The sequence below is a fragment of the Variovorax sp. OV329 genome (genome assembly GCF_900114785.1).
Lineage (GTDB): Bacteria > Pseudomonadota > Gammaproteobacteria > Burkholderiales > Burkholderiaceae_C > Variovorax.
This window is the reverse complement of record NZ_FOUG01000005.1, coordinates 132,572-145,996: the sequence shown is the minus strand read 5'-3', so window position 1 is coordinate 145,996 and position 13,425 is coordinate 132,572. Positions and strand designations below refer to the sequence as shown.

General features: G+C 67.4%; 4 protein-coding genes. 3 read left to right on the top strand and 1 reads right to left on the bottom strand.

Annotation, left to right across the window (positions count from 1 at the left end; all coding sequences use genetic code 11):
- Window positions 1-18: 18 nt before the first annotated feature.
- The 3 genes from BM345_RS10190 (at window position 19) to BM345_RS10180 (ending at window position 2,630) form a co-directional block, all read left to right on the top strand.
- On the top strand, window positions 19-960 hold the full coding sequence (locus BM345_RS10190; protein ID WP_093378748.1) for a 3,5-dioxohexanoate:acetyl-CoA acetone transferase: 942 nt from the start codon (window positions 19-21) through the stop codon (window positions 958-960).
- A 25-nt stretch (window positions 961-985) separates the two neighbouring features.
- Window positions 986-1,903, top strand: a complete 918-nt coding sequence (locus BM345_RS10185) for an SDR family NAD(P)-dependent oxidoreductase (protein ID WP_093378746.1) — start codon at window positions 986-988, stop codon at window positions 1,901-1,903.
- 184 nt (window positions 1,904-2,087) lie between these two features.
- Entirely contained in the window at window positions 2,088-2,630 is a 543-nt protein-coding gene (locus BM345_RS10180; RefSeq protein ID WP_093378744.1) for a hypothetical protein, read from the top strand.
- Here BM345_RS10180 and BM345_RS10175 read toward each other — a convergent pair.
- Complete coding sequence (locus BM345_RS10175; protein WP_175544963.1) at window positions 2,620-13,266, bottom strand: VCBS domain-containing protein; 10,647 nt, start codon at window positions 13,264-13,266, stop codon at window positions 2,620-2,622. The two genes, BM345_RS10180 and BM345_RS10175, sit on opposite strands and share 11 nt — an antisense overlap.
- Window positions 13,267-13,425: the final 159 nt, after the last annotated feature.

Below are 13,425 nucleotides of genomic sequence, written 5' to 3'. Positions count from 1 at the left end.
ACAAACCAGGAGCAAGGCATGGCGCAAAGCCAGGACAAAGTGATCATCAGCTGCGCCGTCACCGGCTCGGTCCACACGCCGACGATGTCGCCCTACCTGGCGCTCACGCCGGAGCAGATCGCCACGCAGGCGATCGAGGCTGCGGAGGCGGGCGCGGCGATCCTGCATCTGCATGCGCGCGACCCGGCCGACGGGCGCCCGAGTGCCGACCCGCGCGTGTTCGACCAGTTCGTGCCGCGCATCAAGGCGGCCACCGATGCGGTGATCAACATCACCACGGGGGGCAGCACTCGCATGACGCTGGACGAGCGCCTGGCCTATCCGCTGCAGGCGAAGCCCGAGATGTGCTCGCTCAACATGGGCTCGATGAACTTCTCGGTGCACCCGCTCGCGCGCAAGTACAGCCAGTGGCAGCACGATTGGGAGAAGCCTTACGTGGAAGGCATGGAGGACCTGATCTTCCGCAACACCTTCCGCGACATCAAGCACATCCTGCGGGTGCTGGGCCAGGAGTGCGGCACGCGCTTCGAGTTCGAATGCTACGACGTGGGGCACCTCTACAGCCTCGCGCACTTCGTGGACGAAGGGCTCATCGAGGGGCCGCTGTTCATCCAGGGCATCCTTGGCATCCTGGGCGGGCTGGGGCCGGACCCGGAGAACCTGCTCATGCTGAGAAGCACCGCCGACCGGCTGTTCGGCCGCGGCGGCTACCGCTTCTCGGTGCTGGGCGCGGGCCGCCACCAGATGCCGCTGCTGACCATGGGCGCGGTGCTCGGCAGCAGCGTGCGCGTGGGCCTGGAGGACAGCCTGTACCTCGGCAAGGGCCAGCTGGCGCGCAACTGCGCCGAGCAGGTGCGCAAGATCCGCCGCATCCTGGAAGAGCTGTCCCTGGAAGTGGCGACGCCCGCCGAAGCCCGCGCCATGCTGGGCCTCAAGGGCCGGGACGCGGTGGCATTCTGAACAATCGACTGGAGAGAAGTAAGCAATGAAGAAGCTGTTGCAGGGCCGGGTGGCCATCGTCACGGGGGCCGGCGGTGGCCTGGGCCGCACGCATGCGATCGAACTCGCGCGCCACGGCGCGCGCGTGGTGGTCAACGACCTGGCGCATGAGCGCAACGCTGCCGCGGCGAGCGCAGTGGTGGAAGAGATCCGGCGTGGGGGCGGCGACGCCATCGCGCTCGCGGGCGACGTCACACGACCGGACGAGATGGACGCCGTTGCAGCGCACGCCGCCGAGAAATGGGGGCGGATCGACATCCTGGTGAACAACGCCGGCATCCTGCGCGACCGGACGTTCGCCAAGATGTCGCTCGAGGACTTCCGGCTGGTGATCGACGTGCACCTGATGGGCGCCGTGCACTGCACCAAGGCAGTATGGGCGCGGATGCAGGAGCAGCAGTACGGCCGCATCGTGATGACGACCTCGTCCTCGGGCCTGTATGGCAACTTCGGCCAATCCAACTACGGTGCGGCCAAGATGGCACTGGTGGGCCTGATGCAGACGCTGGCGCTGGAAGGCGAGCGGCGCAACATCCGTGTCAACTGCCTCGCGCCGAGCGCGGCCACCGCGATGACCGAAAGCATCCTGCCACCGGAGGCGTTGGCTCGACTCACGCCGGAGCAGGTGAGCCCCGGCCTGGTGGCGCTGGTCGGCGAGGATGCGCCGACCCGGATGATTCTCCTGGCCGGCGCGGGCAGCTTCGAGCGGGCTCACATCACGATGACCCAGGGCGTTCATCTGCCCAACCGCGACAGTGCAGGAGAGGCCTTGTGCGAACTGCTTGAGGCCGTCAGTGCACGCGAGGGCGAACGCGTGCCGGGGTCGGGTTGGGAACAGTACGAGCTGGAAGTGGCGAAGGCTTCGCCGCAGGATTCGCACCTGGTCGCTGACGCGGTGCGCTGATGGACGCTCCCTGTCCGTAGCTGCACGACGGCCTGCGCTACCTCGTCGATGCCGTTGGCCACCGGCCGTGAGCGCTTCGGCCGTCCATCGGCAATCGCGAAGGTGGTCGCGGCACTGAATGCCGCTTTTGTGCTCGGCGGGCCTCGGGCCTAAAGTTTCCGAGGATCGTGCCGATAAAGGTGCCATGAAGCATCTGCGCCACGTCTCCTTCGCACTCTTGCTGTTCGCCGCAGTCGTGCCGGTCGGCGCCACGGAAACCTATGACACCCGCACCGGAGATATTCCCAGCTGGTGGCGGCAGCCGCTCCAGGAAGACTCGGCTCGCGCCGCCGCGAGGGAAATGGAGGCACGACAGCAGAAGATTGCATGGCTGCGGCAGGCTCCGATCGGCTCCCTGGATTACTGCGCCGTGTCGGTCATCGTGTCTCAGAAAAAGGTGGCGTCGAATGACGGCGGCGTGGTGCGCTGCTTTCTTGGGGAGACCAGCGCAAGCGAACTGCAGGCCAACGGTTGGGAGATGACAAACGAGCGCCGCAGTGTTCATCCTCATTCCCCCGGCTTCGAAGTCGAGGTGGTCAGCACAGTGGTCGTCAAGCGTCAATGTGTGGCGGAAAAAACAGGTGCCTTGTATTTGCCAAGCGGTGGGCAGCACAGTTGCAAAGCAGGCCGCAGCGACTCTGACCTCAGGCCAAGCTTGTTCTGGCTGCCACGAGGCTTCAATGGATGAGCGACCGGCTTCGCGCAGCCGTGTGCAGTTGCTGGGTGAAGCTCGACGCCGTCAGCGGCTTCTGATCTGCAGCCAAGGCGTTGGACGCCGCAAAGGGTGACACCTCCTCGCCAATGGCCGGTGGCAGACCGGCGGCGAACTCTGCAAGCGGATTGCCCCCTTCATTCCGAATCCCTGAACCGTCGGTGTCGCGGGAAACCAGTTGCGCCGGATCGGGCGTGAATACCGAAGGCCCCGCGAGCAAGCCATCGACCGTCAGGTCGATGCGGCTTGCGCGCCCCAGCATTCGGGCAATGCTGAATTCGCGCTCGCTACGGCTCTCTGCCACCGAGCGGGCGACGAACTGCCCGGGCGTCTCGCCGAGGCCGGCCCCGATCGACAGGCTGACGTTCTCGCGCGGCAGCTGCTGAAGCGTGCGGGTGCCGTCGGTGCCCCAGGACGAGATCTCCAGTCCCGCGGCCACCTGCCGCACCACCGGCTCCACGAACACCGCCGGCTGTACCTGCGGCAGTGGCTGGTTGCGGAAAGTGGGGCGGTCGAGGTCGCTGAAGATCTGATCGCTCTGCGGTGCGATGAAGGGCGCTGCGATGTCCAGGTGGATCACGAGTTGCGCCTGATCCGTGGCGCCCAGGCGATCGGCCACCGTGTAAGTGAAGTAGTCGTCGAGCACCTGGCCGACCCCGGCCGCGGCCAGCACCTCTGGGTTGGTCTGGTCGATGGTGTAGGTGTAGCTGCCATCGGAGTGGATCACCAGCGTGCCGTAGCGGCCGGCCAGTGGCTGGCCCAGCACGCCGGCGGCGCCGGTGGCACTTTCCGCCCCAGCGCGAATGGCGGTCACCTGCAGGGCATCGCCTCCGTCCACGTCGCTGTCGTTGGGCAGCACATTGCCGGTGGTCTGCGGCGGTGGTACCTGGTCAGTGGCAGCGGAACTGTCGTCGCGCGCCACCGGGTTGTCGTTGGCGCCCTGCAGGGTGATGGTCAAGCGCGCCGTCGACCCGGCGCCCTCGGTGTCCCGCATGGTGTAGGCGAACACCTCGGTGAGCGTTTGGTCCGGCGTGCGCAGCGCCTGCACCGCAGGGTTGTCGTTGTCCACGATGTAGGTGTAGCTGCCGTCGGCGTTGAGCTGCAGGGTGCCGTAGGTGGCTTGCAGCAGCGTGCCGGCCGTGACCGCCGGGGCGCCACCATGCGACACGGTGAGAACCTGCCTGGTTTCGCCATTCGCGACGCTGTCCACGTCGGTGTCGTTGTCCAGCACGTTGCCGATCGGATCCAAGCCGGGCGTGGTGTTGGCAACGCCGCCGGCTTCCACCGCGGTGTTGGCGTCGTCATTGGCGATGGGGTCGTCGTTGCGGCCGTCGATGACCACCCGCAGTTCCGCGTTGGCGCGCGCGCCCCAGAAGTCCCGGAGCGTGTAGGTGAAGACATCGGTCAAGGTCTGGCCGCTGACGCGCAGCGCCTCCACTTCCGGCGAGTCGTTGTCGACGTCGTATTTCCAGGAGCCATCGCGCTGCATGGTGAGCGTTCCGTACTGCCCCTGCAGCACCGTGCCGACACCGGTGGTCGTGGCGCCGCCGGAGATGTCTCCCGTCCGGATGCCAATCACGAAAAGGGCGTCGTCCTCGAAGTCGAAGTCATTGGAGAGCACCCCGTGGGTGGCATCGACGTCGAGGTTCTTGCCAGGGATCGCGTTGCGATCTCCACCAGCCTCGATCGCATCTCCCCGGTCCGCGTCCGGAATCGGCGCCTGATTGACGCCTCGAACCAGTACCGTGAGCTGTGCCAGGTCTGTGAGGCCGCCCAGGTCCTGCGCCGTGTAGCTGAACTGATCGGTCACGAAACCGAGCGGGCCAAGCGCGAGGATCGTCGGATTGAGGCTATCCACCTCGTAGACATAGCTGCCGTCCGCGCCGACGTTCAGCCAGCCGTACTGGCCGGTGATGCGCACACCGCCGCTGGCGGCCGTGCTTCCCGCGGCCACGGCGATCATGCCGCCCGGGCCTGCGGATTCCGGACCGGCGCGCACCGAACTCACCACCAGCACGTCGCCATTGTCCACGTCGCTGTCGGCGCCGAAGACGATGATGCCCAGGAAGTTGTCGTCGGTGATGAGATTGCCGCTGGGGTTGACGCCCGTGCGCAAGGGGTTGTCGGCCACGGCGTAGTTCGCGTTGTCCCTGGCCACAGGCGCGTCCCACGCGCCGCCGATGGTGACGTCGAGTTGTGCGAAGTCCGTGCCGCTGTCCAGGTCGCGCACCGCATAGGTGAAGCTCTCGGAGAGGCTCTGCCCGGGTCGCAAGCCCTGCACCTGCGTGTTGTTGTTGTCGACGGCGTACTGGTAGTTGCCGTTCTCGAAGATGACCAGGCTGCCGTAGCTGCCCTGGATCGTGATGCTGGCGCCCGTGAGCATTCCGGTGAAGGTTCCGCCGGCCGATTCGGCGCCGGCGCGCGCGCCTGTCACGAACATCTGGTCATCGTCGTCGACGTCCGTGTCGTTGTCGAACACGTTTCCGGTGGGATCGGTACCGGTCGCCTGGTTGAGCGTGCCCCCGGCTTCCACGGCAGTGGCCACGTCGTTCGCTGCCACCGGGTTGTCGTTGCGCCCGTGGATGTCGATGGTGATCTGGCCGCGGTCGGTCATGCCGTGGCCGTCGTTGGCGGTGAAAGTGAAGCGGTCAAGAAGCTGGTCGCTATTCGTCCGCAGGGCCTGCACCGCCGGGTGCAGGTTGTTGACCACGTAGGTGAAGCTGCCGTCGGCGCGGATCGTCAGCGTGCCGTAGGTGCCGTCGATGACGGTGTTCCCCGTCGGTGCGACAGATTGGTCGGTCCCCGGGGCAGTTTCGGCGCCAGGGCGAATGAAGGTGATGCTGATCGCGTCGCCGTCCGGGTCGGTGACCACGCGCTGCACTGTGTCGCTCGGGTCCACGCCCAAGGTGGCGTTGAAGGCGCCGCCCGCCTCGATGGCCGCCACCGCAAGGTCGCCGGCCACGGGAGGATCGTTCACGCCGTTGACCCGGATCGTCAGCTGCGCGAGGTCGGTCAAGCCGGCAGTGTCCACCAACTGGTAGGTGAAGACGTCGTTGAGGAAACTGCCCGGCGGCAGGGCCTGGACCGCGAGCTTGGTGCTGTCCACGTCGTAGACGTAGGTGCCGTTGGCGCCTATGGTGAGCGTGCCGTACAGGCCCGTGAGAACGGTGCCGCCGCTGGTGCTGGTGGTGCCGGCGGTCACGCCGTCCAGGGTGCCGCCCGCGGTCTCTGCGCCTGGACGGATCCCGCCCACCCTCAGGACAGTGTTCGGGTTGTCCACCGCGTCCACATCGCTGTCGATTCCGTTGCCGTTGTCGTCGGTGATGACGTTGCCCCCGGGGTTGATCTCCGGCTGGCTGTTGTCGGTGGGCGCCGCCTGGGCCACCGCCGAGTTGTCGGTGGCCACCGGGTTGTCCTGGGCACCCTGGATCGTGATGTTGAGTTCGGCGACGTCGTTCAGCCCGTCGGTGTCCGTCAGCCTGTAGCTGAAGGTCTCCACGAGCGTGTCGCCCACGGCCAGCGCCTGGACGGCGGCGAGGGCGTTGTTCACCACGTATCGGTAGCTGCCATCCGCGCCGATGGTGAGCGTGCCGTACGTGCCGGCGATCTGCGTTCCCGTGGTGCTGCTGGTGCCTGCCGCCACCTCCACCGCCGGGCCGGGCACGGTCTCGGGCAGCGCCCGGATGCCGGTCACCCTTCGCGTCTCGCCGTTGGCCGTGCTGTCCACGTCGGTGTCGTTGGCCAGTACGAAGCCGGTCGCGTCGGCGCCCGCCGTGCCGTTGGCGACGCCCCCGGCTTCGATGGCGATGCCGGTGTCGTTGATGCCGACGGGCGCATCGTTGGCCCCGTGGATGGTCACGGTGAGGGTGGACGTCGCCGTGAGGCCGCCTTCGTCCACGATGACGTAGGTGAAGGTCTCCGTCAGTGTCTGGCTCGGCGTGCGCAACGCCTGCACGGCCGCGTTGCTGTTGTCGAGGATGTACTGGAAGAGCCCGTCCGAATCGACCACGAGCTGCCCGAACTGCCCGTTCGCCACGGTCAGCCCGATCGGGAGTACCACCACCGTGGCGGTGCCGCCCGCGCCGATCAGCGACACGCGGATCGAGTCTGCGTTGGTGGCGATGTCTACGTCGCTGTCGTTGCCGAGCAGGCCACCGCGGGGGTCGCTGCCCAACTGCTGATTGAAGGTGCCTCCGGCTTCGAGCGCATCGGCGGTGTCGGGTCTTGCGATGGGCGCGTCGTTGACCGCCGCCAGCGTGAGGGTGATCTGGTCACGGTCGGTGCGCGCATCGGCCAGTTCGCCGGGGATGCCGTTGCCATTGAAGTCGCCGAAATTGCCGAGATCGCTGGTGAGCACGGTCAGCACGTCGGTGCCGTTGTAGTCCTGGCGACCGAGGTACATGAGCCGGTCGAGCGCGGCATTGAGGTCTGCCAGGGTGCCGGTGAGCACCATCGTCGCGGTGTTCGCCCCGCTCACCGTTACGCCGGCCTGCGCGGCCGAGAGGAACAGCGTGCCTTGCGTGACGGACAGCGTGATCTGCAACGTGCGGCTCGCAGGCACGGGGTCGCGGTCGACATCGATGTCGCTGACCGTGATGCCGTCGATTTCGAGTTCCACGTCCTCGAATCCGTCCGGCACGCTTGCGGGCATGTTGTTGACGGGCGCGTCGTTCTGCTCCACGTAGCCCGCGTTCGCCTGCCTCGTCTGGCCTTCACCGAGCGTGACCAGAATCTGGCCCAGCGTGCCGCCATCGGTGTCGATGCGCACGCGCAGGTCGCCCACCGGCTGCGGATAGGTGATGGTGCCCGTGGGCGTATCGATGCGGAAGTTGCCCGCCGGCAGCAGGGCGAACTGGTAGCGGCCGAGGGCATCGGTGGTCGCGGTGAACGACACGTTGTCGCCGGTGGTTGCAAGGTTGTTGTCCAGCCCGCTCCACACCAGCGTCACGGTCTGGCCGGCAAGGCCGGGGCCGTCGGGGGTGCTGGACGCGTTGGCCGAGGCGGTGTCGTTCCACAAGGTGCCACTGATCACGCCGAGCCCGGCGCCTTCGCGCAGGACGTAGTCATTGACGGCGGGCGTCTGGCTGCCGGTGCGTTCTCCGATCTCGCTTCCCGCCGGCGTGCCGACGGTGGAGCCGCCCCAATTGGTGAAATCATCCGGCAGGCTGGTCCAGGTCAAGGTGGCGTTGCTCACAGCGATCGCCGCCGTGTTGGGCAGCGTCACCTGGTAGACGATCCGCACGCTCTGGCCCGCGTTCAACTGGTCGAAGCCGGCCACGATGCCGGTCGAGGTGTCCACGGTGACCCCGGCTGGCAGCGCCCCGGGCACGTAGGTGGTGCCGTCGATGGTGACGCCGACCAGCGTGTAGCTGCTGCCGCCCGGAATGGCGTCGGTCACGCGCGTGTCGAAGGCGGGCAAACCGCCGTTGCTCGTGAAGCTCAACTGCACCGTCGCCGTGCCGGCCGCACCCGCGGGATTGGGGTTGAATCCGATCACGCGCTTGTCGATGGCCGCGAAGCCCGGCTCGACCACGCGTTCGCTGATCGTCTCGCTATTGGCCCGCGCCAGGTTGTTGACGAATTCGTGCGCGGACACGCCGAGCAGGGGGGCTGTCGACTGGTTGCTCGCCACGTTGGTGACGCGCACATTGAATTCGAACACCACGCCTTCGAGGTTGGCGTCGCTTTCCTGGTTGCGCAGGTTGCCGAGGCTGAAGCTCACGGTGCGGCCGTCCGCCGACACGCTGACATAGTTCGGGTTGAACACGCCGTCCGGTGCAGGCCCGTTGAGGTTGGGCGTGATGTACAGGGCGATGGCGCTGTCTTCGTCGCCGTTCACCGCGAGCGTGCCGGCGGTGACTAGGTCGGCGCGATCGCTGGTGAGGGCGCCGTTGGAAACGAAGGCCAGTCGTACCGTGTTGGCGAAGGTGAAGGGATCGATGAAATCCAGCCCCGCCGGCAGCGTGATGCGCAGCTCGTAGTTGGGGTTGTCACCCTCGGGCACCAGCACTGCAACGCGGTAGCGGATGACCTCGCCGATGGTGACCTGCTCCACCGGCGCATTGGTGTCAGGCGTCGGTGCGGGCGTGTCCGGGAGCCCGCCCACGCGCGAGATGCGGATCGCCTGCGCCACGGGAACCAGCAGATTCGAGAGGCGCTGGTAGTCGTTGAGCGTGCCGCCATTGAGCACGCCGTCGTTGCCCGTGCGTTCGCCGGCCGGGTCGGCGATGGCACTGTTGGTGCCGTCGAGGCTGGTCCACTGAAGCCGGATCGGGTTGTCGATGACTGCCTGGCTGGCGGCCTGCGCCGTCACCACGCCCGAGAAGCGCAGCACGATCGAGCCACCCGTCGGGATGTCGATGTTCGAACCCGCGAGCGAGATCAGTTGGTTGCCATTGATATCGAAATCGGGCAGGGCGTTGTTGGTCGCGCCGCCGGCGTACGTCACGCTGAGCAATCGCAGGTTGGCGAGTTCGGTGGGGATGTCGTCGACGAACAGGATGTCGAAGGCGTTGAAGTCGCTGCCCGCGCTCGCGTTGGAGATCGTGATGACGAACTCGACCGTGTCGCCTTCGTCCACGCCGATGCCCGGGTCGGTGGCGGTGGTCTGGGTGATCACCAGGGTCGGTTCGCGCACCGTCACCGTCGGCTGGCTGCCGGTCAGTGCGACCACGACCGGCGTTGCGTCGGTGCCGTTGGGAACGCTGCCGTCGGGGTCGGAGTAGTTGAGCCGGGCATTGTTCGGCAATGAGCGGCCCTGCTGGTTGTCGGTGGCGTTGCTCGCCACCAGCCGGATGCGCAGCACGAAGCTGTTGTTGCCCGTGTCGTTGTCGCCCTGCGCACTGGCGCTTGCGAGCGTGAGGTGCGCGCCGACGCCGTCGTTGCCCAGCGTGCCGCCCGAGATGCCGGTGAACGTTCCGGCAATCACGGCACCGTTGAAGTTGGCGCCGAGCGCGCCGCTGTCGGCGGTGCTGGTGATGATCTGGTAGCCGACGCCGTTGAACGTGGTGTCCAGCCTGAGCCCGGGCGGAATCAGGTCGTCGATGCTCAGAGACTGCGTCATGCCCTCGGGCAGCGTCACCACGATGTCGTAGAGCATGCTTTCGCCGATCACCAGGTCGGAGCCGGTGGTGTGCGTGGCGCTCGAATCACCGCCGTCCAGCGTGCCGCCCGCGAAGAACTTCGTCACGGTGGGCGCGGCCACCTGCTGGTCGGCGTTCTCGGTGAGTGCGGTGGGTATGAAATTGGGGCCGCCGTTGACGCCCGCATAGTTCGACAGCGTCGCCGTACTCTGCATGGTGCGGCTGGCGTCGATCGCGCTGTTGACCACCACGTCGTAGGTGATCACCACCACGTTCGCGCCCGCGGCGTCGGCCGCCGTGCCCGCCCGCCCCGCCAGCAGGGAGCCAGCCCCGCCCGGGTCGAGGAAGGTGATGGCATTGGTGGCGTTGTCGACGCTGTAGTCCGTGCCCGCCGCAAGCAGCGTGCCGTCGCCGCGCCGGATCTGCAGGTTCGCCGCCGACAGGCTGCCGCCAAAGAAGCTCAGGCCGGGCGGCAGCGTGATGCGGGTGACCACGTCGAAAGCCGCGCCACCGCCCGTGTTCTCGATCGCCGTGGCAAGGCGCACGAGGTCGCTGGCATCGATGCCGTCCACCCGTCCGTCGACCGCCGCGAGGTCGTTCACCGTGCCGGTGAACGTGGGGCCGGTGCTGCCGGGCGCGGCCCAGGTCACGGGTCCGGTGGTGCCGCTCGCCGTGCCATGGCTGGTCGACACCACACCGTGGCGGATTGCAAGGATCGGCTCGGCCACCGAGATGGTGTTCGTGATGTCCGAGGTCACCAGCAGCGCGTGATCGAGCGTGGTCGTCTGTTGCGACTGCCCGAGCACCGCGAGCGTGCGCCCGTCGGCATAGGGTTGGTCGCTCACGACAAGCGTGAATTCCAACTCGATCCGGCTGCCTGCCGCCGCATTGACGGCGTAGCTGCCGAATTCGAAGATCACCGAGTTGCCGGGCCCCGAGGTGACGGTGGGCGCTGGCCCGAGGTTGGTGTTCGCGCCGGTGAGCTCCCATTGCCCTGCGCCGCTGCCCACGGCCCAGGCAACGCCCGCGGTGCTGAGTAGCGGTGGCGGCAGGTAGGCGGTGAGCCGGAACTGCTCGTAGTCGCTGGTGAGGAGGTTGTAGCTGAGCCGGAAGGTGACCAGGTCGCCCGGGCGCAGTTCGGCATTCGCGGGCGGGGCGGCGCCGTTGACCTCGGTAAGCACGATGTCCACCGCACTCGTCGGCACGGTCGCTGACGCATTTGACGTGTCGCGCTGGATCACGCCTCTGTTCGTCAGGAGGTTGTCCAGCACGGTGGCACTGACTTCGGCGCGGTTGCCGACCGGGTCGCCTTCGTTGATCTCGCTGTGAGGTGAGCCTCTGGGCGGCGTGTAACTCTGGCCGACGGTCGCCTGGTAGGTGATCACGCCGGTGGTGGGGCCGTCCCGCGCGCCGTTGTCGGCCAGGTCGCCGTCGAGCGCCCGGCGCGTGGGGTCGATGGTCTGGACCGTCGCCACGATGTCGAACACCAGAGTCGTCGTGCCGTCCGCGTTGGTGACCGCCGTATAGACCATGGGTATCGACCCGGAATTGCCCTGGTAGGTGTAGGCGAGCATCGGCGTGCCGACAAGGGTCTGCCCATCTCCCAACTGATCGGTGACGGCGAAAGAGCCGTTGAAGAAGAAATCCTCGCCGAAGGCGAAGTAGTCCGAGATGTGGATGTCGAGCCGGTAGTTCAGCGTGTCGCCCGGCGTCATGCCCGGCGTGCCCGTGTCCACGGCCACCGACGACTCCTTGTGCAGCGACAGCGACCGCGCGACGAAGGTGGTGTCCGCGCCGTTGCTGGTGAAGGGGATGTCCGCGCCCGGAGGCACCGAGTCGCGCACGTCCAGCGGTGTCCAGGTGCCGGTGGCGGTCGCTGCGCCGATGGTCACATTCACCGGATTGCCGTTCGAGTCGATCACCGGGTTGCCATCGGCGTCAAAGTCTGCGACGTAGAAGGTCACTTGCGTCGCGGTGGCGGCATCCACGGTCGGGTAGCTGACGGTGAAGTCCTGCAGATAAGTCCCGACTGCGAGCAGCACAGCGATGTCCACCGGGTCGGTGACGACGGTTCCGTCGACGAGCGTGAGCGACTGGATCGTGCCGCCGCCTGCTGGCGTGATGCTGGTGACCACCACGTCGGGGGACATCGGCTGCGTGACCGTCACGTTCTCCAGCGTCTGGCCCGGAGCGGGGGTGGCGGTCACCGTGAGCGTGTGCGGGAAGTTGGGGCCGGTGGCTGTCTCGCCTTCGACGGTATCGATCGCGCGCGTGAAGGTCAGGATGGTGGGGTGCACCGTCAGGTCGGGGGTGAAAGCTCCGACCCGAGTCGGGTCCTGCGCCGGGTTGTTCAGCGAATCGTTGCCGAACTGAAAGCCGCCTCGCACCCTGACGCCCAGGTCGGGCGTGCCGTTGGAGAAACTGGTGTCGGCAAGTTCGCTCAGATGCGCCCTGACATTGATCGGGATCACCGGCTGCTCGTTCGACACACTGCCGTAGGGCAGCACGACCACCACCATCTGGTCGCCCGCCTGCATGCCGACGCTGGCGGCAGTGACAACCACGGGGTTGCCATTCGCATCGCGCCACAAGGGGTGGAGGGCGTTGCCTGCAGCGTCGAAAGTCACCGAGATGGCGGTCAGCGGCTGGCCGAGGTAGCTGGCCGACACGAAGGATGTGCCGTCGTTGCCGTCCTTGCCCGTGGCCGGGAAGAACAGGTCGATGTAGGGCGCATAGCCGATCTGCGTGGACGCATTGGTGAAGTTGACCGTGAAGGTGAAGTCGCTGCCCAGAAGCACGTCGCCCGGGCCGTTGGCAAAGCTCGCGGCGGGGATGGCGTCGGCGAGCAGGCTGTCGTAGGCAGCGACGGAAGTGGCGGCCAGCGCAATGGCCTTGTCCACATCGCCGCTGCGCACTTCCAGCGTCCAGTTGCCGCCGGCGGCTGTGCCGCCGGTGTTGTCGATGGATGCACCGACGTCGGCGCCGGTCAGGCGCGCAAGCTCGCCCACAAGTGCCTGCCCGGCCGCACCCGAGCCCACGTTGCAACCATAGAGCTGGATGTCTGCGCCTGGCTGCAGTTCGGCCCGCCAGCCCGCCAGCAGGCTTGCCGCCGCGTCGATGTTGTCGCTGCTCAGCGTGCGACTGCCCAGCGTGAACTGACCCGAACCGCCGTGCGAGAAGATCTGTATCGAGTCGACGTGGCCCAACTCGGCCAGCGCGGCGGAGATGGCCGCGAGGCCGTCGGTCTGCGTGTCGACCACCAGCAGCCTGGCGTTGGCCGGCAGCCGGGCCGCCAGTCGCTCGCTTCCCTCTATGCGCGAATCGATCATCACCAGGTTCAGCGTGGCGGGCGCAGCAGCGGGTGCGGGTGTGGCGCTGGATGCGCCCGTGCCGGCGGCCGCGGGCGCCGCGCTGGAGGGTGCCTGCGCGGCCGGATCGGCCGTGCTGGCGTGACTGGAGGACGACGGATTGCCGTTACCGTCGTCGTTGTGGTGCTGTTCCGCCGCAGTGGCCGCGGCGCCGTCGAACATGATCCGTGGCTCCAGGGCCAGGGCGTGCGCGCGCGGCCGCAGGACGGATGTTCGAGGAGACGGAGCAGGCAGATCCATGTTTCTCGACCTTGCGGGCGGCTCATCATTGAAGCGATCGCTCTTCACATCAAGTCCTTTCTCCGCCCGGGCATGCGTCTG